Annotated in this window: 21 protein-coding genes; 17 read left to right on the top strand and 4 right to left on the bottom strand. The window is 71.3% G+C overall.

All coding sequences use genetic code 11. The features are described 5' to 3' along the window. Positions 1-9: 9 nt before the first annotated feature. Positions 10-762 carry a proteasome subunit alpha gene (prcA, locus tag IO20_RS0119010; protein ID WP_030551658.1) on the top strand — a complete coding sequence of 251 codons (753 nt, stop codon included), beginning with the start codon at positions 10-12 and terminating at the stop codon, positions 760-762. Between the two features lie 66 nt (positions 763-828). On the opposite strand, the gene IO20_RS0119005 is transcribed toward prcA, so the two are convergent. Continuing rightward, positions 829-1,848 carry a LacI family DNA-binding transcriptional regulator gene (locus IO20_RS0119005; protein WP_030551659.1) on the bottom strand — a complete coding sequence of 340 codons (1,020 nt, stop codon included), beginning with the start codon at positions 1,846-1,848 and terminating at the stop codon, positions 829-831. A gap of 120 nt (positions 1,849-1,968) precedes the next feature. On the opposite strand from IO20_RS0119005, the gene IO20_RS0119000 reads away from it, so the two are divergent. From IO20_RS0119000 to IO20_RS0118935, 13 genes are all read left to right on the top strand, one after another. Continuing rightward, positions 1,969-3,249 (top strand): MFS transporter, encoded by a 1,281-nt coding sequence (locus IO20_RS0119000; protein ID WP_030551660.1) that lies wholly within the window; start codon positions 1,969-1,971, stop codon positions 3,247-3,249. Between the two features lie 69 nt (positions 3,250-3,318). Then, positions 3,319-4,680 carry a Pup--protein ligase gene (pafA, locus tag IO20_RS0118995; protein ID WP_024755470.1) on the top strand — a complete coding sequence of 454 codons (1,362 nt, stop codon included), beginning with the start codon at positions 3,319-3,321 and terminating at the stop codon, positions 4,678-4,680. Positions 4,681-4,796: 116 nt separating this feature from the next. Next, positions 4,797-5,735 (top strand): FKBP-type peptidyl-prolyl cis-trans isomerase, encoded by a 939-nt coding sequence (locus IO20_RS0118990; RefSeq protein WP_030551661.1) that lies wholly within the window; start codon positions 4,797-4,799, stop codon positions 5,733-5,735. Positions 5,736-5,778: 43 nt separating this feature from the next. Beyond that, the gene (locus IO20_RS0118985; RefSeq protein ID WP_030551662.1) at positions 5,779-6,159 is read left to right on the top strand and encodes an FKBP-type peptidyl-prolyl cis-trans isomerase; all 381 of its coding nucleotides are present in this window, start codon (positions 5,779-5,781) and stop codon (positions 6,157-6,159) included. Between the two features lie 143 nt (positions 6,160-6,302). Beyond that, entirely contained in the window at positions 6,303-7,259 is a 957-nt protein-coding gene (locus tag IO20_RS0118980) for a helix-turn-helix transcriptional regulator (RefSeq protein WP_030551663.1), read from the top strand. A gap of 16 nt (positions 7,260-7,275) precedes the next feature. Then, entirely contained in the window at positions 7,276-8,229 is a 954-nt protein-coding gene (locus tag IO20_RS0118975; protein WP_030551664.1) for a helix-turn-helix transcriptional regulator, read from the top strand. A 57-nt stretch (positions 8,230-8,286) separates the two neighbouring features. Continuing rightward, a complete protein-coding gene (locus IO20_RS0118970) occupies positions 8,287-8,550 on the top strand; it encodes a CpXC domain-containing protein (RefSeq protein ID WP_037635791.1) in 264 nt (87 codons plus the stop codon). A 31-nt stretch (positions 8,551-8,581) separates the two neighbouring features. Further along, on the top strand, positions 8,582-8,779 hold the full coding sequence (locus tag IO20_RS0118965) for a hypothetical protein (protein WP_030551669.1): 198 nt from the start codon (positions 8,582-8,584) through the stop codon (positions 8,777-8,779). Between the two features lie 185 nt (positions 8,780-8,964). After that, positions 8,965-9,267 (top strand): Sec-independent protein translocase subunit TatA, encoded by a 303-nt coding sequence (gene tatA / locus IO20_RS0118960; RefSeq protein WP_030220367.1) that lies wholly within the window; start codon positions 8,965-8,967, stop codon positions 9,265-9,267. Positions 9,268-9,372: 105 nt separating this feature from the next. After that, positions 9,373-10,275, top strand: coding sequence for a twin-arginine translocase subunit TatC (tatC, locus tag IO20_RS0118955; RefSeq protein ID WP_211270396.1), 903 nt, complete (start codon positions 9,373-9,375; stop codon positions 10,273-10,275). Positions 10,276-10,315: 40 nt separating this feature from the next. After that, a complete protein-coding gene (locus IO20_RS36705; protein ID WP_030551674.1) occupies positions 10,316-11,338 on the top strand; it encodes a diacylglycerol kinase family protein in 1,023 nt (340 codons plus the stop codon). A 44-nt stretch (positions 11,339-11,382) separates the two neighbouring features. Further along, positions 11,383-14,211 (top strand): DEAD/DEAH box helicase, encoded by a 2,829-nt coding sequence (locus tag IO20_RS0118940; RefSeq protein WP_030551676.1) that lies wholly within the window; start codon positions 11,383-11,385, stop codon positions 14,209-14,211. A 233-nt stretch (positions 14,212-14,444) separates the two neighbouring features. Then, on the top strand, positions 14,445-15,854 hold the full coding sequence (locus IO20_RS0118935; RefSeq protein ID WP_030551678.1) for a cytochrome P450: 1,410 nt from the start codon (positions 14,445-14,447) through the stop codon (positions 15,852-15,854). A gap of 14 nt (positions 15,855-15,868) precedes the next feature. On the opposite strand, the gene IO20_RS0118930 is transcribed toward IO20_RS0118935, so the two are convergent. After that, complete coding sequence (locus IO20_RS0118930; protein WP_245684984.1) at positions 15,869-16,756, bottom strand: hypothetical protein; 888 nt, start codon at positions 16,754-16,756, stop codon at positions 15,869-15,871. A gap of 181 nt (positions 16,757-16,937) precedes the next feature. On the opposite strand from IO20_RS0118930, the gene IO20_RS0118925 reads away from it, so the two are divergent. Continuing rightward, complete coding sequence (locus IO20_RS0118925; protein ID WP_030551682.1) at positions 16,938-17,570, top strand: MerR family transcriptional regulator; 633 nt, start codon at positions 16,938-16,940, stop codon at positions 17,568-17,570. Positions 17,571-17,715: 145 nt separating this feature from the next. Here IO20_RS0118925 and IO20_RS0118920 read toward each other — a convergent pair whose 3' ends face one another. Both IO20_RS0118920 and IO20_RS0118915 read right to left on the bottom strand, forming a co-directional pair. Continuing rightward, positions 17,716-18,552, bottom strand: coding sequence for a siderophore-interacting protein (locus tag IO20_RS0118920; RefSeq protein WP_030551684.1), 837 nt, complete (start codon positions 18,550-18,552; stop codon positions 17,716-17,718). 82 nt (positions 18,553-18,634) lie between these two features. After that, positions 18,635-19,540, bottom strand: coding sequence for a 5'-3' exonuclease (locus IO20_RS0118915; RefSeq protein ID WP_030551686.1), 906 nt, complete (start codon positions 19,538-19,540; stop codon positions 18,635-18,637). 279 nt (positions 19,541-19,819) lie between these two features. Here IO20_RS0118915 and IO20_RS0118910 point away from each other — a divergent pair, with 279 nt between their 5' ends. After that, positions 19,820-20,872: a quaternary amine ABC transporter ATP-binding protein gene (locus tag IO20_RS0118910; protein WP_037635790.1), complete on the top strand. Its 1,053-nt coding sequence runs from the start codon at positions 19,820-19,822 to the stop codon at positions 20,870-20,872. After that, positions 20,865-22,679 carry an ABC transporter permease/substrate binding protein gene (locus IO20_RS0118905; RefSeq protein WP_030551690.1) on the top strand — a complete coding sequence of 605 codons (1,815 nt, stop codon included), beginning with the start codon at positions 20,865-20,867 and terminating at the stop codon, positions 22,677-22,679. Before IO20_RS0118910 ends, IO20_RS0118905 begins: the two co-directional genes overlap by 8 nt. Positions 22,680-22,817: the final 138 nt, after the last annotated feature.

Here is a 22,817-nt window from a genome sequence, read left to right as displayed (position 1 = left end):
GGACCGCCGGTGTCCACTCCGTTCTACGTCTCACCCCAACAGGCCATGGCCGACCGGGCGGAGTACGCCCGCAAGGGCATCGCCCGGGGACGCAGCCTTGTCGTCCTCCAGTACACCGACGGGATCGTCTTCGTCGGCGAGAACCCGTCGCGCGCACTGCACAAGTTCAGCGAGATCTACGACCGGATCGGCTTCGCCGCCGCCGGCAAGTACAACGAGTACGAGAACCTCCGCATCGGCGGCGTGCGCTACGCCGACCTGCGGGGCTACACCTACGACCGGGACGACGTCACCGCGCGCGGCCTGGCCAACGTCTACGCCCAGACGCTCGGCACGATCTTCTCCAGCGCGGGGGAGAAGCCGTACGAGGTGGAGCTGGTCGTCGCCGAGGTCGGCACCGAGCCGGAGGGCGACCAGATCTACCGGCTGCCGCACGACGGCTCGATCGTCGACGAGCACGGCTCGGTCGCGGTCGGCGGGAACGCGGAGCAGATCAGCTCCTTCCTGGACCAGCGGCACCGGGACGGCATGTCGCTCGCCGAGGCCCTGAAGCTGGCCGTGCAGGCGCTGTCGCGGGACACCAACGGCACCGAGCGGGAGATCCCCGCGGAGCGCCTGGAGGTGGCGGTCCTGGACCGTACGCGTCCGCAGCAGCGCAAGTTCAAGCGGATCGTCGGCCGGCAGCTGTCCCGCCTCATGCAGGCGGACAACGCGGCGGTGACGAAGACGGACGAGCCCTCGGACGAGGCTCCGGAGGAGTAGTCGACGGTGCCCGGAGGGGCTCCGGTCCACGCGCGAGCGGACCGGGGCCCCTCCGGCGTTTCCGCCTCAGGAGGCCGGTGCGGGCCCCGAGGAGCCCCGGGGCACCAGGGTGACGGGAAGGGTGAGCGAGGGCGGCCGTTCGCCCGCGAGAACGGCGAGGAGGGCCTCCATGCCCCGTCGGCCGAACTCCTCCGCGGGCAGCCGCACGGTGGTGAGCTCCGGTTCGACCACGGTCGCCAGGGCCATGTCGTCGAAGCCCGTGACCGACAGGTCCTCGGGAACCCGCAGACCGAGCCGGCGCGCGGCCTTGCAGACGCCGACCGCGAGGATGTCGTCGTCGCAGATCACCGCCGTGGGCCGGGGTCCCGCGGCGGCGAGGGCACGTTCCGCGGCCTCCCCCGCGGCCACGACGTTCAGCGGCGACCGCACGGTGCGCACGTCCGTGCCGCGCAGGGCGTGGGCGAGCGTCGCGGCCCGCACGTCGAAGGTCCAGGACGGCGCGGCGGACGCCAGGTGCAGGAAGCCGCGGTGCCCGAGACCGAGCAGGTGGTCGGTCACCCGGCGCATCCCGTCGGCGACGTCGAGGTTCACATGGGCGGCGGCGCCGGCGTCGGCCGGATCGCTGTCGAGCATGACGAGCGGGAGGTCGCTGCCCCGGAAGGCCTCCAGGGCGTCGGTCGCCATCGAGGAGGCGATCACCCCGTCCAGGGCGGCCTGCGCGGAGGCGAAGGGGTCACGGGCGGGCCCCAGGCCGTCGGGGGAGGGGTAGAGGACGACGCCGAACCCGTGCGCCGCCGCCGCGGCGGCCGCGCCCGTGTGGACGTGCGCGAAGAACTCGTTGGTGAGGGCCGGGACGACGAGGAGCGCGGTCCTGGTACGACCGAGCCGGAGGTTGCGCGCGGCGAGGTTGGGCCGGTAGCCGAGACTCCGGGCGGTCTCCCGTACGGCCTCGGCGGTGCGCTCCGACACCCGGCCGCGCCATTTGTCACCGAGGACCAGGGAGACGGTGGCCTGGGAGACCCCCGCGGCACGCGCCACGTCCCGGCTGGTGGGGCGGGCGCCGCCGATCGGTTCCGGGGTGTGCACACAAGCCTCCGCGTCGACGGTTCCTGGGCGCGGGGTGGACCCGCGTACAGCCGTCATGGTACGTATGACGTCGGACGTTATACGTAAAACCTCGGTGGGATCCGAGGGAGGGGAGACCACATGGCCACCGAGGCACCGGCACACGGCGGCTATCTCGACATACTCCGGGCGCCGCACGCCGCCCGCCTGCTGGCCGGAACCCTCGTCGGGCGTCTGCCCAACGGCACCGGCCCCATCGCGCTCACCCTCTTCGTCCGCGACCAGGGCGGCAGCTACACCCTCGCCGGCGGTCTCATCGCCGCCTACGGCGTCGCCACCGCCGTAGGCCAGCCCCTCCTCGGCCGCGCCGTCGACCTCAAGGGCCAGCCCCGCGTCCAGCTCCCCGCCGCGGTCCTCTCCGCCCTCGGCATGGCCCTCCTCGCGCTCACCGGCATCGGGCACCTCGCACTCGCCTACGTCGCCGTCGTCCTGGCCGGCCTCTTCACCCCGCCCCTGGAGGGCGGGCTGCGCGCCCTGTGGCCGAGCGTCCTGGGCCGCGAGGACCGGGTCCACCGGGCGTACGCGCTCGACGCCGTCGCGCAGGAGGTCATGTTCACCGTCGGCCCGCTGCTGCTGACCCTCCTCGTCTCCCTCTGGTCGCCCGCCGCCGCCCTCCTCGTCATCAACCTCCTCGGAGTCCTCGGCGCCCTCGCCGTCGTCCTCTCCGAGCCCTCCCGCGCCTGGCGCTCGGCGTCCCGGGAGGCGCACTGGCTGGGCGCTTTGCGCTCTCCGGGGCTGCTCGCCCTGCTCGGGTCCTTCTTCTTCGTCGGCCTCGCGCTGGGCTCCATCACCGTCGCCGCCGTCGCGTACGCCGACGACCGGGGCAGCCCGTCCGTCTACGGCTGGCTGATGGCCGCCCTCGGGCTCGGCGCGCTCCTCGGCGGTGTCGTCTACGGCGCCCGGCCGTGGGCCGGAGCGCCCGAGCGGCGGCTGCGCGTCCTCGTCCTGCTCCTCGCCGTCTGTTACCTGCCGCTCGTGCTCACGCCCGGCCCCGTCGCCATGACCGGGCTCTCGGTCCTCGCCGGCGTGTTCCTGGCGCCCGCCCTCGCCTGCGCGTTCATCGTGGTGGACCGGCACGCGCCGCGCGGCACGGTGACCGAGGCCTTCTCCTGGCTCGTCACCACCTTCGGCGTCGGCTCGGCCCTCGGCTCCGCCGCGGCGGGCCCCGCCGTCGAACTCGCGGGGACGGCCACCGGGTTCGCCGTCGCCGGGGCGGGCGGCCTGGTCGCCTTCCTCGTCCTGCTGGCCACCGGCCGTGTCCTCGACGCGCCGACGGGCTCCGACACGCCTGCGGCCGACGCGCGACACGCCGTCGGTACGGGCGCGTCCACGGCCGTACACAGCGAAAAGAACACGCACTGATCGGAAAATGATCGAAACGGGAACGTCCAACCCGGTTTCAGCACCGGCCGTCAGGCGTAATGTTCAGACATGGACCGCCGCATTTTCGGGCTGGAGAACGAGTACGGCGTCACGTGCACGTTCAGGGGACAGCGCCGACTGTCTCCTGACGAAGTGGCGCGCTACCTCTTCCGCCGTGTCGTGTCATGGGGCCGCAGCAGCAATGTCTTCCTGCGGAACGGCGCCCGCCTGTACCTGGACGTGGGATCGCATCCGGAATACGCCACACCGGAATGCGACGACGTGACCGAACTGGTCACCCACGACAAGGCCGGCGAGCGCATTCTCGAAGGCCTTCTCGTCGACGCCGAACGCCGCCTGCACGAGGAGGGAATCGCGGGCGACGTCTACCTCTTCAAGAACAACACCGACTCGGCCGGAAACTCGTACGGGTGCCACGAGAACTATCTCGTCGCCCGGCACGGAGAGTTCTCCCGGCTCGCGGACATCCTCATTCCGTTCCTCGTCACCCGGCAGCTCATCTGCGGCGCGGGAAAGGTCCTCCAGACCCCCAGGGGCGCGGTGTTCTGCGTCTCCCAGCGTGCCGAGCACATCTGGGAGGGCGTCAGCTCCGCGACCACCCGCTCGCGGCCCATCATCAACACCCGGGACGAGCCGCACGCCGACGCCGAGCGCTACCGCAGGCTCCACGTCATCGTCGGCGACTCGAACATGTCCGAGACCACCATGCTGCTCAAGGTCGGCGCCACCGACCTGGTGCTCCGCATGATCGAGGCGGGCACGGTGATGCGCGACCTGACCCTGGAGAACCCCATCCGGGCCATCCGCGAGGTCAGCCACGACATCACCGGCCAGCGCAAGGTCCGGCTCGCCAGCGGCCGGGAGGCCTCCGCGCTCGAGGTCCAGCGCGAGTACTACGAGAAGGCCGTCGACTTCGTCGACCGCCGGGGGATCAGGACCGGCACGGTCGCCCAGGTCCTGGAGCTGTGGGGCCGCACGCTCGACGCGATCGAGAGCGAGCGGCTCGACCGGATCGAGACCGAGATCGACTGGGTCATGAAGCACCGGCTCATCGAGCGCTACCGGGCCAAGCACAACATGACCATGTCGAACCCGAGGGTCGCGCAGATAGACCTCGCGTACCACGACATCCACCGTCGCCGTGGTCTCTACTACCTGCTGCAGAAGAACGGGCAGGCGGCCCGGATCTGCAACGACATGAAGATCTTCGAGGGCAAGTCGGTGCCCCCGCAGACCACTCGGGCCCGGCTCCGCGGCGACTTCATCCGCCGCGCCCAGGAGCAGCGGCGGGACTTCACCGTCGACTGGGTCCACCTCAAGCTGAACGACCAGGCACAGCGCACGGTGTTGTGCAAGGACCCGTTCCGCTCCGTCGACGACAGGGTCGAAAAGCTGATCGCCGGAATGTAAGCAGGTCATACCGGCCGTGGGCCCCGCACGTTTGGCGTGCGGGGCCCTCGACGTGACAGGAGGGTCCCCTAGAGTGTCGGCATTAACTACTGTGCCGTCTGAGATCTGAGGAACACGTGCGCCGACTTGCCGGCCTTCTCGTCGTCCCACTGCTGCTGCTCTCGACAGCGGCGTGCGGCAGCGACGACAAGGGCTCCGATTCCGCCTCGATGACGAACGGACTGCCCGCCATCACCGCGGGCCAGAAGTTCGGGGAGAAGCCGACCCTCGCCAAGGGCGAGGGCGCCCCGCCCAAGGAACTGAAGGTCAACGTCATCAGCGAGGGCAAGGGCCCGGTGACGAAGAAGGGCGACGCGCTCCAGGTGAACTACCTGGGTCAGGCCTGGGACTCCACCAAACCCTTCGACAACAGCTTCGACCGCGGCCAGCCGTTCGACCTGACGCTGGGCGCCGGTCAGGTCATCAAGGGCTGGGACCAGGGCCTCGAAGGCCAGAAGGTCGGCAGCCGCGTCGAGATCGGCATCCCGCCGGAGCTCGGTTACGGCGCGCAGGGCCAGGGCGAGATCAAGCCCAACGCCACCCTCGTCTTCGTCGTGGACATCCTGAAGTCGGTCACCATCCCGAAGTCCGCCACCGGCACCCCGGTCGCCCAGGACAACAAGGACCTGCCGAAGGTCGGGACGAACACCGACGGCAAGGCGCCCACCCTGACCGTGCCGAAGACCGACCCGCCGTCCAAGCTCGTCTCGAACTACGTGCTCGAGTCCACGGGCGAGGCCGTGAAGGCCACCGACACGGTCGTCGTGAACTACGTGGCGGCCCTGTGGAAGGACGGCAAGGTCTTCGACTCGACGTACACCACCGGCAAGCCCGCGAACTTCCCGCTCGCGCAGCTCACGCTGAAGGGCCTCAAGGACGGTCTCGTCGGCAAGAAGATCGGCAGCCGCGTCCTCATCGTCGCCCCGCCGTCCGAGGCGTTCGGCAACGAGGAGAAGCAGGGTATTCCGAAGGGCTCCACGCTGGTGTTCGCCGTGGACATCCTCACGAAGATGTAAGACTGTCCCGATCACGCAGTTCATCAGTTTGAGGAGCAGTTCAGTGAGCATCGAGAAGCCCGAGATCGACTTCCCGGGTGGCGAGCCGCCGAAGGACCTGTCGATCAAGGACATCTGGGAGGGCGACGGCGAGCTCGCCGAAGCCGGTGACGCCGTCCAGGTCCACTACGTGGGTGTGGCCTTCTCCACCGGCGAGGAGTTCGACGCCTCCTGGAACCGCGGTAGCGCGCTCGGCTTCAACCTCGGCGCCGGTCAGGTCATCCAGGGCTGGGACCAGGGCATCCAGGGCATGAAGGTCGGCGGCCGCCGCGAGCTGATCATCCCCGCGCACCTCGCCTACGGCGACCGTGGCGCCGGCAGCGCGATCGCCCCGGGCGAGACGCTGATCTTCGTCTGCGACCTCGTGGCCGTGAAGAAGCGCTGACCCGCGCACCCCGTGACCGGTTCCGGTCGCTCCGAGGGCCCCCGCCATCCGTGGCGGGGGCCCTCGGCTTTGGCCCCGACACCCCGGGGCGGTACGGTCGGACGTCCGAGAAGTCGATACGGCTGAAGAGGTGCAGGGCGTCGATGGCGATTGCCAAGTCCGAGCGGCTGATGAATCTCGCGCTGTGCCTGCTCGGGACCCGCCGACCGCTGAGCAAGCGTGAGCTCCGCGGCTCCATCGAGGCCTACCTCGAAGCGAGCGGCGACGAGGCCTTCAACCGCATGTTCGAGCGCGACAAGGACGACCTGCGCGAGCTCGGCCTCGTCATCGAGACCGTCGAGAACCTGGAGGGCGAGACCGGCTACCTCGCCCGCCGCGACTCCAACCGGCTGCCGCCCATCACCCTCGACGCCGAGGAGGCCGCCGCGCTCGGCCTCGCCGCGAAGGTCTGGCAGCAGGCCCGCCTCGCCGGGGCCGCCAGTGGGGCACTCCAGAAGCTCCGCGCCGCCGGCATGCCGGAGGCGGAGGACTCGTACGACATCCAGCCCAGCGCCCTGGAACCGCGCATCCCGGTCCACGAGGCCGCCTTCGAGCCCCTCATGCTGGCCTGCCGCGACCGCCGGACCGTCGCCTTCGACTACCGCAAGGCCAATGCCGCCCGCCCCGAGACCCGCCAGGTCGAGCCCTGGACCCTCGAATGCTGGCGCGGCCACTGGTACCTGGCCGGCTGGGACCGCGACCGGGGCGCCGAGCGCGTCTTCCGGCTCTCCCGGATCACCGGCAAGGTGCGCTCCCGGGCCGGCGCCTTCACCGCGCCCGTGCCCGACGTCGTCACCGTCCGGGAGACCGTGGAGAGCTGGGCGGGGGAGACCGCCACCCGCTCGGCCCGGATCCGGCTGCGCACCGGCTGCGGCTACCCGTTGCGGGCCCGCGCCCAGTCCGTGCGCGAGGGCACCGACGGTTGGGACGAGCTGGAGATCCCGTACGGGCACGGGCTCGACGCCTGGCTCGTCGAGTTCGGTCCCGATGTCGTCGTACTGGAACCGGCCGATCTGCGGGCCGACGTGGTGGACCGGCTGCGCGCCGTGGCCAAGGGCTGAGGGGGAGACGTACCGCATGGCTGCCAACGCGATCGACCAGACGAGGCGGATGCTCTCGCTCGTCACCTATCTCCGGGAGCGCCCCGGCGCCCACGTCGCCGATGTCGCGCGTGCCTTCGGGATCACCGAGGACGAGCTGATCTCGGACCTCGACGTGCTGCCCATGTGCGGGACCAGCTTCCGCGGCGGCGACCTCCTCGACATCGACACCGACGGCGACCGGATCTGGTGGCACAACCCGGACGACGTCGCCGAGCCGCTGCGGCTCGCCGCCGACGAGGCGACGGCCCTCCTGGTCGCCGCCCGCGCCGTCGCCACCCTGCCGGGGCTCCGCGAGAGCGACCGGGAGGCGCTGCTGCGCGCCACCGCCAAGCTGGAGGCCGCGGCCGGCGAGGCCGCCGGCGCCAGCTCCCGGCTCTCCGTGACCTTCGAGTCCGAGGGCGGGGTCTTCGCCGAGGTCGACCGGGCCATCTCGGAGCGCCGCCGCCTGTGGGTGCGGTACTACTCGCCGGCGCGAGACGAGCTCACCGAGCGCGAGGTCGACCCGATCCGGCTGTTCGCCGTCGGCCACACCTACATGGAGGCCTGGTGCCGGCTCTCCGAGGCGCGCCGCACTTTCCGGCTCGACCGCGTGGCCGAGATCCGCATCCTCGACGAGCAGGCGGCGCCGCCCGAGCTGGAGCTGCGCGACCTCTCCGAAGGGCTGGTCCAGCCCTCCGCCGACGACCCCGAGGTCGTGGTCGAGGTCGGCCCCGGCGGACGCTGGGTCGCCGAGTACTACCCGCACGACCGGGCCGACGAGCTGCCCGACGGGGGACTGCGGATCAGCCTGCGGACGCCGGACCCGGCCTCGCTGCGCCGGCTGGCGCTGAGGCTCGGCAGCGACGGGCGGATCGTCGTGCCGCAGGAGCTCGCCGACAACGCCAGGACGGCGGCCGCCGCCGCGCTCGCCGCGTACGGCGGCGAGTGACGTTCTCGGCGTGGGGGACGCTGTTACGGACGTAGCCGCGGAGGCGGGAGTCGAGAGATGAGGGAAATGTCCTTGATGCACGGTTTTACGGCGACGCTGGCTCCGGTCCTCTTCAAGGCCGCCTGCCCCGACTGCCGCTCCCGTTTCGAACTCTCCGCGAGCGCCCTGCGCCTCGCCATCGGAGCGAGCCGCCGCACCACCTTCTACTCCTTCACCTGCCCCGAGTGCGGCAGTTCCGTCCGCAAGCCGGCGGGCGAGCGCATCGTCGAACTGCTCACCGGCGGCGGCGTCAGGACCCTCCGCCTCCACACCACCGCCTGAGCGCCCACCGCCCAAGGTCTAGGCTCAGCACATGTTCTGGCCCATGCTCGCCATCGCCCTCGGCTTCCTCGGCATCGCCGTCCTCGGCGTCCTCGCCGTCAAGGTCTTCCTGGAGGTCCAGCGCCTCGGCCGTCAAGTGGCCCGCACCACAGAGCGGATCACCCGGGCCGCCGAAGAACTCGAAACGGCCGCCGTCGGTCTGGCCCGAACAGGCGAGACCCTGCGCTGAGTCCGTGCCGTACGCTGCGTGAAACGGCCCCCGGCCGCTCACGCGGGACGCAATCGGGAGTATGCACGGGCATTGCCCTGCGTTTACTCCTGCGGGTTACGATCGCAGACAGCGCGGTGGCCGGACGTCCGTCCGACCCGCCGGGCACGCACTCCATGTCGCCTCGGTGAAGAAGGTATACAGCTATGGGTAGGCTCGGCCCCACCGAGATCATTCTCATTCTCGTCGTCATCATCCTGCTGTTCGGCGCCAAGAAGCTTCCGGACATGGCGCGCTCGCTCGGCAAGTCGGCCCGCATCCTCAAGAGCGAGGCCAAGGCGATGAAGTCGGACGACCAGCAGACCGCCCCCGCCGACCCTCCGCAGGCCGGAACCGGCACGGGAGCCACCGCCCAGGACCAGCCCGCCCCGCGCACCATCCAGGCCGCTCCCGGAGACGTGACCAGCTCGCGTCCCGTGACCGAGCCCTCGGACACCACCAAGCGCTGACCCGGTCCGCCGCGGCCGCCGCACCGGGCGGCGGCCTGCCGCACGAGATGAGGACGTGGGTTGCCCAAGTCTGCCCGCAAGCAGGAGAAGGATCCCGAGGGCCGGATGCCCCTCGTGGAGCACCTGCGTGAACTCCGCAACCGACTGGCGAAAGGTCTCCTCGCCGTCGCCGCGGTGACGATCGTGGCCCTCGTGTACAGCGAGGAGCTGATGCAGTTCCTGACCCAATCGGTGCCCACCTGCGCACCGGGCGTCACCAGTGACGGCGGAAACTGCGCGATCGTCTCCTTCAACACGCTGATGGCTCCGTTCAGCACGACGATCCAGCTGTCCCTGACGGCCGGCCTCGTCGTCGCGAGCCCCGTCTGGCTCTACCAGCTGTGGGCCTTCGTCGCGCCCGGACTGCACAAGAGCGAGAAGAAGTACACGTACGCCTTCGTCGGTGCGGCCGTGCCGCTCTTCACCGCCGGCGCCTACCTCGCGTACCTCATCCTCCCCATCAGCGTGAAGGTGCTCATCAGCCTCACGCCCACCGGCTCCGCGAACATCCTCTCGCTCGGCGACGTCCTCGACTTCACCCTGCGCATGGTGCTCGTCTTCGGCCTCGCCTTCGAGCTGCCGCTCGTCCTGGTGATGCTCAACCTCACCGGGGTCCTCACCGGCCGCCGCATGGCCGGCTGGTGGCGCGGGGTGATCATGGGCGTCTTCGTCTTCGGCGCCGTCATCACGCCGACGACCGACCCCGTCGGCATGGTCGCCCTCGCAGGACCCATCACCGTCCTGTACTTCGGGGCCGTCGGCTTCTCGCTCCTCAACGACCGGCGACGCAGGCGCAACAACCCCGATGCCGAACTCGACGACGACGAGGCCTCCGCGCTCGACCTCACCCCCGAGGCCGTCGGCTCCGTCGAGACGGTCGCCGCCTCCCGCGCCCTGCCCGAGCAGGCCACCGGCGAGACCGGCGGAACCGTCGCCCACCGGGTCAACGGTTACGACGACATCACCTGATCTTGTAGGGTCCCCCCAGACTCCGTCCGGGGGGACCCCAATGACCGGCGACATCACCCTCTTCGTCAACCCCACCGCGGGCCGCGGTCGCGGCGCCCGCGCCGCCCGGCCCGCAGCCCGCGCCCTCAGGGACGCGGGCTTCGCCGTCCGTACGGTCCTCGGACACGACGCCGCCGACGCGTTGCGGCGCGCCCGCGAGGCCGTCGCCGCGGGCACCGGCGCCCTCGTCGCCGTCGGCGGCGACGGCATGATCTCCCTCGCGCTCCAGGCCGTCGCCGGCACCGCCACCCCCCTCGGGATCATCGCCGCGGGCACCGGCGACGACTTCGCCCGCACCCTCGGCCTGCCCGTCCGCGACCCCGGCGGCGCGGCCCGCGTCACCGCCGCGATCCTCGGCGCGGGCGGCGGCCGGAGCATCGACCTCGGGCGGGTCCGCGGCGGCACCGCGGGTGCCATCAGCGTCGCCACGGGTGGCATCACGGGGATCGTGGGCCCCGCGGGTGGCATCGCGGGCGCCGCGGGTCACATCACCGGCGCCCCCGCCCGCTGGTACGGCACCGTCCTCGCCTCCGGCTTCGACTCCCGCGTCAACGACCGGGGCAACCGCATGCGCCTCCCCGCCGGACGCTTCAAGTACGACCTCGCGATCCTCGCCGAGCTCGCCCGCTTCCGGCCCGTCCCCTACCGCCTCACCTTCGACGACGGACGCGTCCTGGAGACCGACGCCACCCTCGTCGCCGTCGGCAACGGCAGCTCCTACGGCGGCGGCATGCGCATCTGCGCCGACGCCCGCACCGACGACGGACTCCTCGACGTCACCGTCGTCGGCGACTGCGACCGACGCACCCTGCTCAAGGTCTTCCCCCGCGTCTACAAGGGCACCCACCTCAGCCACCCCGCGGTCACCACGTACCGGGTCCGCTCCCTCACCCTCGACGCCCCCGACACCACCGGCTACGCCGACGGCGAGCCCCTCGGCCCGCTGCCCCTCACCGTGGACTGCGTCCCCCGCGCGCTGCGCGTCCTCGCGCCCGAGCCGGGCCCCGGCACATCCCCTCGATAAAGATCGCGTCACTGTCACAGGTGGCGGGTAGGCTCGAGAACAAGATGACAGAGGACCTCACACCAGCCCAGGCGTACGCGGCCGCCCGTGCCCGCAACGCCGAGCGGGCCACCGCGCTGGCCCCCTTCCGCGAGATGTACGACTTCGATCTGGACCCCTTCCAGATCGAGGCGTGCAAGGCCCTCGAAGCGGGCAAGGGGGTGCTCGTCGCCGCGCCCACGGGCTCCGGCAAGACCATCGTCGGCGAGTTCGCCGTCCACCTCGCCCTCACCCAGGGCCGCAAGTGCTTCTACACGACGCCCATCAAGGCGCTGTCGAACCAGAAGTACGCCGACCTCGTGAAGCGGTACGGGCCCGACAAGGTCGGCCTGCTCACCGGCGACAACAGCGTCAACGGCGATGCGCCGATCGTGGTCATGACCACCGAAGTCCTCCGCAACATGCTGTACGCGGGATCCCAGGCCCTCTCCGGCCTCGGACACGTGGTCATGGACGAGGTCCACTACCTCTCCGACCGCTTCCGCGGCGCCGTCTGGGAGGAAGTGATCATCCACCTCCCCGAGTCCGTCACCCTCGTCTCACTCTCCGCGACCGTGTCCAACGCCGAGGAGTTCGGCGACTGGCTCGACACCGTCCGCGGCGACACCGAGGTCATCGTCTCCGAGAGCCGGCCCGTCCCCCTGTGGCAGCACGTCCTCGCCGGACGCCGGATGTACGACCTCTTCGAGGAGGAGACCGACCACGGCGGCCGCGGCGCCTCCCGGCGCGAGGTCAACCCCGACCTCCTCCGCCTGGCCCGCACCGAGAACACCCGCACGTACAACCCGCGCGACCGGCGACGCGGCAAGATGATCCGCGAGGCGGACCGCGAGCGCGAGCGCCGCCAGCGCTCCCGCATCTGGACCCCCGGACGCCCCGAGGTCATCGAGCGCCTCGACGCCGAAGGCCTCCTGCCCGCCATCACCTTCATCTTCAGTCGGGCCGCCTGTGAGGCCGCCGTACAGCAGTGCCTGTACGCCGGACTCCGGCTCAACAACGACGAGGGGCGCCTGCGCGTCCGCGAGATCGTCGAGGAGCGCACCGCCTCCATCCCCACCGAGGACCTCCACGTCCTCGGCTACTACGAGTGGCTCGAAGCCCTGGAGCGGGGCATCGCCGCCCACCACGCCGGGATGCTCCCGACCTTCAAGGAGGTCGTCGAGGAGCTCTTCGTCCGCGGCCTCGTGAAGGCCGTCTTCGCCACCGAGACCCTCGCCCTCGGCATCAACATGCCCGCGCGCACCGTCATCCTGGAAAAGCTCGTCAAGTGGAACGGCGAGCAGCACGCCGACATCACCCCCGGCGAGTACACCCAGCTCACCGGCCGGGCCGGCCGCCGTGGCATCGACGTCGAAGGCCACGCCGTCGTCCTCTGGCAGCGCGGCCTCGACCCGGAGCACCTCGCCGGACTCGCCGGTACGCGCACGTACCCCCTGCGCTCCAGCTTCAAGCCCTCGTACAACATGGCGGTCAACCTCGTCGACCAGTTCGGCAGGCACCGCTCGCGCGAGCTCCTCGAAACCTCCTTCGCCCAGTTCCAGGCCGACCGCTCGGTCGTCGGCATCTCCCGGCAGGTCCAGAAGAACGAGGAAGGGCTCGACGGCTACCGCGAGGGCATGACCTGCCACCTCGGTGACTTCGAGGAGTACGCGCGGCTCCGCCGCGACCTCAAGGACCGTGAGACGGAACTGGCCAAGCAGGGCGCCGCCCAGCGGCGCGCGCAGGCCGCCGGGTCCCTCGAGAAGCTCAAGCCCGGCGACGTCATCCACGTCCCTACGGGCAAGTTCGCCGGACTCGCCCTCGTCCTCGACCCGGGCATCCCGGCCGGCCGCACCAACGGCCACCGCGGCTTCGAGCACCACGACGGCCCGCGCCCCCTCGTCCTCACCGCGGAACGGCAGGTCAAGAGGCTCGCCTCCATCGACTTCCCCGTCCCCGTCGAGGCCCTGGAGCGCATGCGGATCCCCAAGTCCTTCAACCCGCGCTCCCCCCAGTCCCGCCGCGACCTCGCCTCCGCGCTGCGCAGCAAGGCCGGACACATCAACCCCGAGCGCCACCACAAGCAGCGCGCCGCCGCCGCCGACGACCGTGAGATCGCCCGGCTGCGCACCGAGATCCGCGCCCATCCCTGCCACGGCTGCGACGAGCGCGAGGACCACGCCCGCTGGGCCGAGCGCTACCACCGCCTCCAGCGCGACACGCAGCAGCTGGAGCGGCGCATCGAGGGCCGCACCAACACCATCGCCCGCACCTTCGACCGGATCGTCGCGCTCCTCACCGAGCTCGACTACCTCCGGGGCGGCGAGGTCACCGAGAACGGCAAGCGGCTCGCCCGGCTCTACGGCGAACTCGACCTGCTCGCCAGCGAATGCCTCAGGGACGGCGTCTGGGAGGGGCTCACTCCGGCCGAACTGGCCGCGTGCGCCTCCGCGTTGGTGTTCGAGGCGCGCCAGTCCGACGACGCCGTCGCGCCCAAGCTGCCCGCCGGCAACGCCAAGGCGGCGCTCGGCGAGATGGTCAGGATCTGGGGGCGCCTCGACGCGCTCGAAGAGGAGTTCAAGATCAACCAGGCGGAGGGGGTCGGCCAGCGCGAGCCCGACCTCGGCTTCGCCTGGGCCGCCCACCAGTGGGCCTCCGACAAGAGCCTCGACGAGGTGCTGCGCGAGGCCGAGATGCCCGCCGGTGACTTCGTCCGCTGGTGCAAGCAGGTCATCGACGTCCTCGGCCAGGTCGCGGCGGCGGCTCCCAAGGAGAACAGCACCGTCTCCAAGAACGCCCGCAAGGCGGTGGACGCACTGCTGAGAGGTGTTGTGGCCTACAGCTCGGTGGGCTGACGGCTTCCCCTCCTTCGGCAGCGAGTGCCCGTGGCCATCAGGCCCCGGGCACTCGGCGTTCCCGGACATCCGGTGCCCGTCGCCGCCCAGGTCGTCGCGTGGAGGTGATCACGCGCAGGCGGTCGTCCGAACGCAGTTGTCCACAGGCTGTTGTCCACAGGGGTGGCGTGGGTGGAGCCCTTCCGCTTGCATGGACTCACAGGCACGGCAGGCCAGTTGGGGAGGGGACTCGCATGACCACGCAAGCCGGTCATCCGCACGCCGAGGCACGCGACGAGAAGGCGCCACCGTCACCGGACATCGCGGAAGGCCCCCGAGGAGTACCCCTCCTCGGCAACCTGCCCGCGTTCGGCAAGGACCCACTCGGCTTCTTCGAACAGCTCCGGGACCGGGGCGACTTCGTCCGCTGGCGCTTCGGCCGCAAACCGTCCCTCTTCGTCGCCCACCCCGACACCGTCGGCGAACTCCTCACCGAGGTCGAGCGCACCTTCGACCAGCCCGACCTCGGCATCGCCTTCCGCACCCTCCTCGGCAACGGCGTCATCGTCTCCCGCGGGGCCGACTGGCGACGCAAGCGTTCCCTCGTGCAGCCCTCCGTGCGCCCCAAGCAGGTCCGCTCCTACGCGACAACCATGGCCGAGTGCGCCGTCGCCCTCGCCGACCGGTGGGCCGACGGACAGCAGGTCGACATCAAGAGGGAGATGGCCGCCCTCACCCAACTCATCGCCGTCCGCACCATCTTCGGCGTCGACACGGCGGCGGACGCCGAGGCCATCGGGCGGGCGATGGACATCGCGCAGAAGGAGATCGGCGCCGAGTTCAGCGGCATCGGAGCGGTGCTGCCCGACTGGGTACCGACCCCCGGACGCGCCCGCATCAAGCGCGCCACCGCCGTCATCGACGCTGAGGTATCCCGTGTCGTCTCCCGCCACCGCGACGGCGACACCGAGCGCCCCGACCTCCTGAGCCGCCTCCTCGCCGCCCGCGACGAGACCGGTGCGCCCCTCTCCGACCAGGAGATCCGGGACGAGACCGTCACCCTCTACATCGGCGGCCACGAGACCACCAGTTCCACCCTCGTCTGGGCCTGGTACCTGCTCTCCCGCAACCCCCGGGTCCGCGACGCCCTCACCGAGGAACTCGACCGGGTCCTCGTCGATCACGAACCCGGCTTCGACGACTACGCCTCCCTCACCTACACCCAGGCCGTCATCAAGGAGACCCTGCGTCTCTACCCGACGATCTGGCTGATCACAGGCCTGGCCAAGGAAGGCGCCACCCTGGGCGGTAGGCCGGTGCCCGCCGGCACCCGCGTCTGGACCAGCCAGTGGGCCACCCACCGCGACCCCCGCTGGTACGGCGACGCGGAGGCCTTCCGCCCCGAGCGCTGGCTCACCACCGAGGACGGCGAACCCGCCGAGCAGATACCGGAGTACGCCTGGTTCCCCTTCGGCGGTGGCCCCCGCGTCTGCCTCGGCACCCGCTTCGCCCTCGTCGAAGCCGTCCTGGTCCTCGCGGTCCTCGCCCGCCGCTACGACCTCGACCTGACCACCGACGCCATCCGCCCCGTCCCCAGCCTCACCCTCCAACCGGACCGCGAGGTCCTGGCCACCGTCCACGCCCGGAGCCGGAGCGGGGCCTGACGCGGAAGGGGCCTTCAAGAGGAGGGGATGGGGGAGGGGGAGGAGGGAGCTCCCCGGAGGGACAGGGCGGTTGCCGTGGTGCCGAGTGCGGCGATCGCTCCCGCCGCGGCGAGTGTCACGCCGTCCGGTGCGAGCAGGGCCTGGCCTCGTAGTGCCTGCCAGGTCAGCAGGGCGAAGGTCGCTGTGTACACGGCCGAGGCCGTCAGCGTGAGCCGGAGCCGTACGCGCTCGTCCGCGAGCCGGGCGAAGCGCGGCGCGAGGGCGGCCAGCGTCAGGACCAGCAGCGGGAGCAGCTGGAGGGCGTGCATGCCGAAGAAGTGCGGTATGCGCAGGTCGCCGCCCGTTTCGGCCCAGCCGGTCAGAGGCAGGGACGGGCCGCCGTCGGGTACGCCGACGGCGTGGGCGCCTACGACCGGCGCGTTGTCCTGCGCCAGCTGCTCAGGGGTCGGACGCACCATCAGGAAGCCCACGGCCGCGCCGGCCAGGGCGATCAGCGACGACAGTCGGACGGCCCATGCCATGGTCAGGTCGAGGATCCGGGTGCGTAGCAGCAGGATCGCGATGGTCAGGGCGCCCAGCCACAGGACGACGACGGTGCCGCCCATGATCTGGAAGACGGCGTTGTCGAAGGGGGTCGCCTGGTTGAAGTGGCTCTGCTTGCCACGGATCACCTGGAGGGTGATCAGCGCCATCTCGCCCGCGCCGGTGACGGCGACCACTGTCCCTGCCCACCAGGCGACCCGACGGCCCTTCGGCAGCAGCGTGAGCACCCAGGCGAGCGAGAGCGCGTAGGCGAGGAACGAGACCGAGAACTTGAACGGCTTGCTCCAGATCGGCACGCCGACCAGGACACGGCCGTCGACGGCCAGTCCGATGGCGGACACCAGGGTGAGGACCCCCATGGAGGCGGCGAACCACACCAGCGGTCGATGGAGTCGGGTGAGTGGTTTCAGGCTCGGTGCGGGCATGGGTATCCCCCGGGAAGTATGGATAGTGGCACTTGCCGCTATCTGATAGCGCCACTATCTATGATGGGAGCGTGGAACGGCAAGGCCGTAGCAAGGCTGGGAAGGTGAACGCGCGGTGCGCATTGGAGAGTTGAGTCGCAGGGCAGGCGTGTCCGTGCCGACGATCAAGTTCTACGTACGGGAAGGGCTGCTGCCGGCGGGGGAGTTGACGAGCCCCAACCAGGCTTCGTACGGAGAGACGCATGTGCAGCGCCTTCGCCTGATCCGTGCGCTCCTCGACGTGGGCGGCCTGTCGGTCGCGGCGATCCGGGAGGTGATCCTGGCGATCGACGACTCAGGGCGCCCGGTGCACAAGGTGCTGGGCACGGTCGCCGACCGGATGGTGCCGCGCTACGACCGCGAGCCGGGTGCCGGGATCGCGGAGGCACGGGGACAGGTCGGCGCGCTGATCGCCGCGCGGGGCTGGCGCGTACATCCGGAGAGCCCGGCTGCTGAGGCGTTGGCGGTGGCTCTCGAAGCACTCGAAGAGGTCGGCCACGGCGCGTTCACGGAAGCCCTGGACACGTATGCGGACGCGGCGGAGCGGGTGGCGCGGGCGGACCTGGAGTACGTGGCGCACCATGTGGCGCGCGAGGAGCTCGTGGAGAGCGTGGTCGTGGGCACGGTCATGGGCGACGCGATCTTCTCGGCCCTGCGGCGCCTGGCCCAGACGGACGCCTCGGACCGTGTTTTCGGGGGCGCGAGGTAGTCCGGGCCGAGGGGAGGGGGAGGGGGAGGGGGAAAGTACGAGGGCTCGGGGCCCCTCCTGGGGTCCCGGGCCTCGGTCGTCCTGTTCCTGCGGGTGGGCCCGGGGGCTCAGCGGCTCGGGCCCGGTGCTCCGCCGAGTCCCCGCCTCACTTCTCCTGTTCGCGCTCCACCTGGTCGTTCCACTCGCGCTTGATCGCGCGCCACGCCTCGTCCGACTTCCCCTGGCGCCAGTAGCCCGAGATCGACAAACGTTCGCGCGGCACCCCGCGGTCGAGCCGCAGGTGGCGGCGGAGCTCCTTCACGAAGCCCGCCTCGCCGTGGACGAAGGCGTGCACGTCGCCCGCGGGGAACTCCAGGGCGCGTACGGCCTCCACGAGGGCCTCGCCCGTCGGGCGGTCGCCCCGGTGCAGCCAGGTGACGTCGACACCGTCGGCCGTCGCGAACTTCTGCTCCTCGCTCGCGTCGGGGATCTCCACGAACGCGTGCGCCTTCGCTCCGGCGGGCAGTGCCTCCAGGGCCACCGCGATGGCCGGCAGCGCGCTCTCGTCGCCCGCGAGCAGGTGCCAGTCCGCCGCCGGGTCCGGCGTGTAACCGCCGCCGGGGCCGAGGAAGCGCACGGTCTCGCCTTCCGTGGCGCGGGCCGCCCACGGGCCGGCGAGGCCTTCGTCGCCGTGGACCACGAAGTCGACGGTCAGCTCGCGGTGGACCGGGTCCCACGCCCGTACCGTGTACGTCCGCGTCGTCGGCCACTGGTCCCGGGGGAACTCCTCCCGGATCCGCTCCATGTCGAACGGCTCCGGGTAGGCGACCCCCTCCGGTGCGAACAGCAGCTTCACGTAGTGATCGGTGTACGCGCCGACCTCGAAGGCGTCGAGCCCGGGGCCGCCGAGGACGATCCGCACCATGTGCGGGGTGATCCGCTCGGTGCGCACCACGCGTGCTTCGGTGGCCTTCGGTGCCTTGCGGGCCGGCTGCTCTGCCACGAGGGGCTCTCCTGACTCGACGTACTTAGGTATGCCTAAGCTAGCATCCCCGAGCGCGGTCGACCCAATGGTTTCCCTTCGGTCAGCGCGCCAGAACGGGCAGCAGGCGCCCGACCGCCCCGCCGAGCCCCCAGCGCTTCACCAGGGCGTCCAGCGCCTCCGGGTCGCGGGGAGCCGCAGGCAGCGCCGCGTCGAACTCCGGCAGCGGTACGTCCCCGGCGACCCGCACCACCGTCGGCGCGACGTCCAGGTACGCGGCCGCCTCCACGATCCCGCGGCGCTTGGCCGGCGTCAGCTTCGACGTCCGGTCCTCCGCGGCCGCCCGCACACCCGCCAGATCCCCGTACTCCGTGATCAGCTGCGCCGCCGTCTTCTCGCCGATGCCCTTCACACCGGGCAGCCCGTCGCTGGCGTCGCCGCGGAGGGCGGCGAAGTCCGCGTACTGGTCGGGGCGCACCCCGTACTTCCCGCGGATCAGTTCCGCGTCCACCAGGTCGCAGTCGCCGACACCCTTGCGCGGGTACAGCACGCGCACGCCGCGCGCGTCGTCCACCAGCTGGAACAGGTCGCGGTCGCCCGTGACGATGTCCACCGGCCCCTCGGCGCGGCCCGCCAGCGTCCCGATCACGTCGTCGGCCTCGTACCCCGCGGCGCCGACGCGGGCGATGCCCAGCGCCGCGAGGACCTCCTCGATCACCGGCACCTGGGGGGACAGGGTGTCCGGGATCTCCTCCTCGTCCGGGCCGGTCTCCGTCTCGACGGCGACCCGGTGCGCCTTGTACGAGGGGATCAGGTCCACCCGCCACTGCGGCCGCCAGTCGGCGTCCCAGCAGGCCACCAGGTCGTCCGGGCGGTGGTCCTGCACGAGCCGCGTGATGAAGTCGAGCAGCCCGCGGACGGCGTTCACCGGGGACCCGTCGGGCGCACGGACGGAGTCCGGCACGCCGAAGTACGCGCGGAAGTACAGGCTGGCGGTGTCGAGGAGCATCAGGCGTCGAGTCACACCCCGATCATGCCGCACCCCACCGACAGCGCTCTGCGAGCGACAGGCTCCTCCGGTCGATCCCTCCCCGCGGGTGACCCCCGTCACCTTTGCGTTTGCACCCAGTGGACCCGGGCATGCGCGAGCCCGGAGCGGAACCCGGTACGGGATTCAACGAAAGGGAATCCCCGTACGCGACGGGCCCGCGGGCCGATCCCGCCCGCTCCACGGCCCGGCCGCGCGGGGGTGGTGGGGCCGTTCTTCATCGCTACCCGTGAGGTATATGTGTCCAGGCTCCAGGCCGATCACCTGTACAAGGTGTTCGGCAGACGACCCGACGACGCCGTCCGCAGGCTCGCCGACGGCGCCGACCGCGAGGAGCTGCGCGCCGAGGGGACGACAGCAGCCGTCGTGGACGCCGGTTTCACCGTCGAACCCGGTCAGATCTTCGTCGTGATGGGGCTCTCGGGTTCCGGCAAGTCCACCCTTCTGCGCATGCTCAACGGCCTTCTCGAACCCACCGCGGGCCGGGTCCTCTTCGACGGCCGCGACCTGACCGCGCTCTCCCCCCGCGAGCTGCGCACCGTTCGCGCCACGAAGATCAGCATGGTCTTCCAGCACTTCGCGCTGTTCCCGCACCGGAACGTTCTGGAGAACGCCGCCTACGGCCTTGAGGTGCAGGGCGTCCCGCGCGCCGAGCGCGAGACCCGTGCCACCGAGGCCCTCGAACTGTGCGGCCTCGCCGGCTGGGAGACGTCCTGGCCCGACGAGCTGTCCGGTGGCATGCAGCAGCGCGTCGGCCTCGCCCGCGCCCTCGCCACCGACGCCGACCTGCTCCTCATGGACGAGTCCTTCAGCGCGCTCGACCCGCTGATCCGCCGCGACATGCAGGACCAGCTCCTGGTCCTTCAGCAGCGCCTGAAGAAGACGATCGTCTTCATCACCCACGACCTCAACGAGGCGATGCGCCTCGGCGACCGGATCGCCGTCATGCGCGACGGCCGGATCGTGCAGCTCGGCACCGCCGAGGACATCCTCGTCAGGCCCGCCGACGACTACGTCGCCTCCTTCATCCAGGACGTCGACCGCTCCCGGGTGCTCACCGCCGCCGCCGTCATGACCGAGGGCGCCGTCCCGGCCGACTGCCCGGCGGACTGCGCCTGCCAGACCGTCGGACCCGACACGCTCGTCGCCGACCTGTGCGCCGTGGCCGCGCTGGCCCCGCACCCCGTGACCGTCGAGGACACCGGCGGCTCCGTCCTCGGAGTCGTACCGCAGGAACGGCTTCTCGCCGCCCTGGGCGGCCTCGCCGGCCGGGAGGTGACCACCCATGCCTAAGCTTCCCCTCGGCGAGTGGGTCGACAGCTCCGTCGACTGGCTCCAGGCCCAGTTCTCCTGGCTCTTCGACGCCGTCAGCACCGGCGTCACCGGTCTCTACGACGGCATCGACGCCGTCCTCTCCGCGCCCCAGCCGCTGCTCTTCGCGGGCATCCTCGCCGTCGTCGCCTGGTGGCTGCGCGGTCTGGCCGCCGGTGTCCTCGCCTTCGCCGGATTCGCGCTCGTCGACTCCGTCCAGCTCTGGGACGAGGCCATGGCGACGCTGTCGCTCGTCCTCGTGGCCACCCTGGTGACCCTGGTGATCGCCGTACCGCTCGGCATCTGGGCGGCCCGCTCGAAGACCGTCAGCGCCGTCCTGCGGCCGGTCCTCGACTTCATGCAGACCATGCCGGCGATGGTCTACCTCATCCCCGGCATCATCTTCTTCGGCGTCGGCGTGGTCCCCGGCATCATCGCCACCATCATCTTCGCGCTGCCCCCGGGCGTCCGCATGACCGAGCTGGGCATCCGGCAGGTCGACGGCGAACTCGTCGAGGCGGCCGAGGCCTTCGGCACCACCCCACGGAACACGCTGCTCCGCGTGCAGCTCCCGCTCGCTCTGCCCACGATCATGGCCGGCGTCAACCAGGTCATCATGCTGGGCCTCTCCATGGTCGTCATCGCCGGCATGGTCGGCGGCGGCGGACTCGGCGGTGCCGTCTACCGCGCCATCGGCAACGTCGACATCGGCCTCGGCTTCGAGGCGGGCGTGTCCATCGTCGTCCTCGCCATGTACCTGGACCGGATGACAGGCGCCCTCGGCCGCCAGGTCTCCCCGCTGGGCCGCCGTGCCGCCGCCAAGGCCCGCGCGGCGCTGAGCGCCAAGCGGCCCGGGGCGAAGCTCTGGGCTCACCGCCCGCAGCCCGTCACCGCGCTCGTCGGCGTCGTCGTCCTCGCTCTCGTCGCCGGCGGCACGGGCTTCCTCGGCGGCTCCGGCGGCGCGACCCCGGCCGCCGCGTCGGGGAAGAGCGGTGGCCACGGCAAGAAGATCAGCATCGGCTACATCCCCTGGGACGAGGGCATCGCCTCCACGTACCTCTGGAAGGAGCTCCTGGAGCGCCGGGGCTACGAGGTCGAGACCAAGCAGCTGGAGGCCGGCGCGCTCTACACGGGCCTGGCCGGCGGCCAGCTCGACTTCCAGACCGACGCCTGGCTCCCCGTCACCCACGCCCAGTACTGGGAGAAGTACAAGAACAAGCTGGAGGACCTCGGCTCCTGGTACGGCCCCACCTCCCTGGAGCTCTCCGTCCCCTCGTACGTGAAGGGCGTCGACTCCCTCGCCGACCTCAAGGGCAAGGCGGGACAGTTCAAGGGCCGGATCGTCGGCATCGAGCCCAGCGCCGGAATGATGGGCATCCTCAAGGACAAGGTCCTCAAGGAGTACGGCCTGGAGGGCGAGTACGAGGTCGTCGACGGCTCCACGCCCGGCATGCTCGCCGAGCTGAAGCGCGCGTACGAGCGCAAGGAACCGGTCGTCGTCACCCTCTGGTCCCCGCACTGGGCCTACGCCGCCCACGACCTGAAGAAGCTCGACGACCCCAAGGGGTCCTGGGGCAAGGGCGACGGCGTCCACACGCTCGCCCGTAAGGGATTCTCCGAGGAGAACCCCGAGGTCGGAGCCTGGCTGAAGGACTTCGAGCTGACCGAGAAGCAGCTCACCGACCTGGAGGCCGTCATCCAGAAGACGGGCAAGGGCAAGGAGCAGCAGGCCGTCCGCGACTGGCTGGACCGCAGTCCCGGCCTGGCGGAGAAGCTCGCTCCGCAGTAGCGCCGGTGCGGGAGAGTCGACTCCTGTCCGAAAAGGGGTGGTCGCCGAACGTGTTCGGCGGCCACCCCTTTTCGTCACGACGCGAAACCCCACCCCAAAGCTGCGTAAGGTGCAGGTAACCGCCCGGTACGGGGGTAC

Origin of the sequence: Streptomyces exfoliatus, assembly GCF_000725545.1 — a bacterium.
In the GTDB taxonomy this organism is placed as follows: Bacteria; Actinomycetota; Actinomycetes; order Streptomycetales; family Streptomycetaceae; genus Streptomyces; species Streptomyces exfoliatus.
Note: the sequence above shows the minus strand (reverse complement) of the source record. Positions and strands in the feature narration are given on the sequence as shown.

Excerpts from the sequence above, each read along its gene's own strand:
- IO20_RS0119000 (WP_030551660.1), top strand. The coding sequence starts at position 1,969 with ATGGCCACCGAGGCACCGGCACACGGCGGCTATCTCGACATACTCCGG.
- pafA (WP_024755470.1), top strand. The coding sequence starts at position 3,319 with ATGGACCGCCGCATTTTCGGGCTGGAGAACGAGTACGGCGTCACGTGC.
- IO20_RS0118980 (WP_030551663.1), top strand. The coding sequence starts at position 6,303 with ATGGCGATTGCCAAGTCCGAGCGGCTGATGAATCTCGCGCTGTGCCTG.
- IO20_RS0118975 (WP_030551664.1), top strand. The coding sequence starts at position 7,276 with ATGGCTGCCAACGCGATCGACCAGACGAGGCGGATGCTCTCGCTCGTC.
- IO20_RS0118970 (WP_037635791.1), top strand. The coding sequence starts at position 8,287 with ATGAGGGAAATGTCCTTGATGCACGGTTTTACGGCGACGCTGGCTCCG.
- IO20_RS0118965 (WP_030551669.1), top strand. The coding sequence starts at position 8,582 with ATGTTCTGGCCCATGCTCGCCATCGCCCTCGGCTTCCTCGGCATCGCC.
- tatA (WP_030220367.1), top strand. The coding sequence starts at position 8,965 with ATGGGTAGGCTCGGCCCCACCGAGATCATTCTCATTCTCGTCGTCATC.
- tatC (WP_211270396.1), top strand. The coding sequence starts at position 9,373 with ATGCCCCTCGTGGAGCACCTGCGTGAACTCCGCAACCGACTGGCGAAA.
- IO20_RS36705 (WP_030551674.1), top strand. The coding sequence starts at position 10,316 with ATGACCGGCGACATCACCCTCTTCGTCAACCCCACCGCGGGCCGCGGT.
- IO20_RS0118940 (WP_030551676.1), top strand. The coding sequence starts at position 11,383 with ATGACAGAGGACCTCACACCAGCCCAGGCGTACGCGGCCGCCCGTGCC.
- IO20_RS0118935 (WP_030551678.1), top strand. The coding sequence starts at position 14,445 with ATGACCACGCAAGCCGGTCATCCGCACGCCGAGGCACGCGACGAGAAG.
- IO20_RS0118930 (WP_245684984.1), bottom strand. The coding sequence starts at position 16,756 with ATGGGGGTCCTCACCCTGGTGTCCGCCATCGGACTGGCCGTCGACGGC.
- IO20_RS0118915 (WP_030551686.1), bottom strand. The coding sequence starts at position 19,540 with ATGCTCCTCGACACCGCCAGCCTGTACTTCCGCGCGTACTTCGGCGTG.
- IO20_RS0118905 (WP_030551690.1), top strand. The coding sequence starts at position 20,865 with ATGCCTAAGCTTCCCCTCGGCGAGTGGGTCGACAGCTCCGTCGACTGG.